The sequence below is a fragment of the Bradyrhizobium sp. P5_C11_2 genome, assembly GCF_054049755.1.
Genome location: NZ_JBFULT010001017.1, coordinates 1 through 1,335 on the forward strand (window position 1 = coordinate 1; position 1,335 = coordinate 1,335).

The window sequence follows — 1,335 nt, forward strand, 5'->3', positions numbered from 1 at the left end:
CGCTCCTCGCGGGCGATCACCTGCGTCTGGATCGCGATCAGCACCAACGGGAGCAAGGCGAAGGCGATCGGCCCGTCGAAGCCGATCGCAAGGCCGGCATAGATAAGCGCCATGCCAAGATACATGGGATTGCGGGTCCACCGATAAGGGCCGGTCGTTGCGATGAGGGTCGTTGGCTGCGACGGCGGAACGTTGGTGCCCAGCCGCTGGAACAGCCACGCCGCCGCAAGCATCATCGCCGCGCCGGCAACGAAGAGCAGCGCGCCCGTCGCAACCAGCAACCACCAGTGGATGCCGAACGAGCGCAGAATGACGAACCGCTCCGCCGCCAGCCCCAACAGCAGCGCTCCCAGATAGACGAAGGGCGGAGGGAAGCGCACACCCGCGCTGTCCGGTTCGACGCCCATGCTCATCCTGCATCTGTGCTCTCAAACCACCATCGACTGCTGGGCGAAGATACCCGCCATCGCGCCGTGCGATGATGCCAGGGTGACCGATGGCGGCGTGATGGGGTTGGCGAGGTCGCCGGCGGCGTAGATGCCGGGCATGCTGGTTTCGCGGCGCTCGTCGACCTTGAGGATGATGCCGAGGGGTGTTTTGACCGTGGCGAGGCCCAGTGATTCATGCAGGCTTGCGGACGGCTTGTTGCGCGGATGCACGAACAGGATGTCGACCGCGACATCGGGGCCGGTATCGAGCTTGACGGTGGCGTTATGGGCCCCGCGTTGGGCGATCCCAGTGATCCGGCCATCGACGACGGGTATGTTGCGTCGCGCCAGATCGGCCCGGATATCGGGCGGAATGTCGTGACCATCGGCGAAGAGTGTCAACTTATCGGTCCAATCGCGGAACAGCCTGACCTGATTGTGCGACTGCGGGCCGGACCAGACGAGGCCCCAATGCTGGCCGGCGACTTCAAAGCCGTCGCAATAGGGGCAGGGCACGATGGACGTGCCCCAGCCTTCGGTAAAGCCCGGAACATCAGGCATCTGGTCGGTGATGCCATAGCTCAGGATCAGACGACGCGCCCCAAAGCTTTCGCCATCGGAAGTGAGGACGGTGAAATCGTCGACGGTGCCGGAGACGCTGTCGGCCCGGGCACTGACCAGCTTGATCGTGGGATAACGCGCCAGCTGCTGCCGCGCCTCGGCCAGGATGTCCAGCGGTGGCTTGTGATCATGGCCGAGCAGACCATGCGAGTGGCCGGCGAAGCGGTTGCGCGGCAGGCCGGTATCGAGAACGGTGACCTTGCGACGGGCACGGCCGAGCTGCAGGGCGCCGGCGAGACCGGCAAAGCTGCCGCCGATGATGATGACGTCATCCATGGTGATGGGC

At 65.2% G+C, this 1,335-nt stretch carries 2 protein-coding genes; both read right to left on the minus strand.

From position 1 onward, the window contains the following. Positions 1-407 (minus strand): methyltransferase family protein (locus tag ACXJL8_RS41270; RefSeq protein ID WP_456687060.1); only part of this gene is annotated, 407 nt, incomplete at its 3' end. A 21-nt stretch (positions 408-428) separates the two neighbouring features. After that, positions 429-1,325, minus strand: a complete 897-nt coding sequence (locus tag ACXJL8_RS41275) for an NAD(P)/FAD-dependent oxidoreductase (RefSeq protein WP_456621548.1) — start codon at positions 1,323-1,325, stop codon at positions 429-431. Positions 1,326-1,335 lie beyond the last annotated feature (10 nt).

Excerpts from the sequence above, each read along its gene's own strand:
- ACXJL8_RS41275 (WP_456621548.1), bottom strand. The coding sequence starts at position 1,325 with ATGGATGACGTCATCATCATCGGCGGCAGCTTTGCCGGTCTCGCCGGC.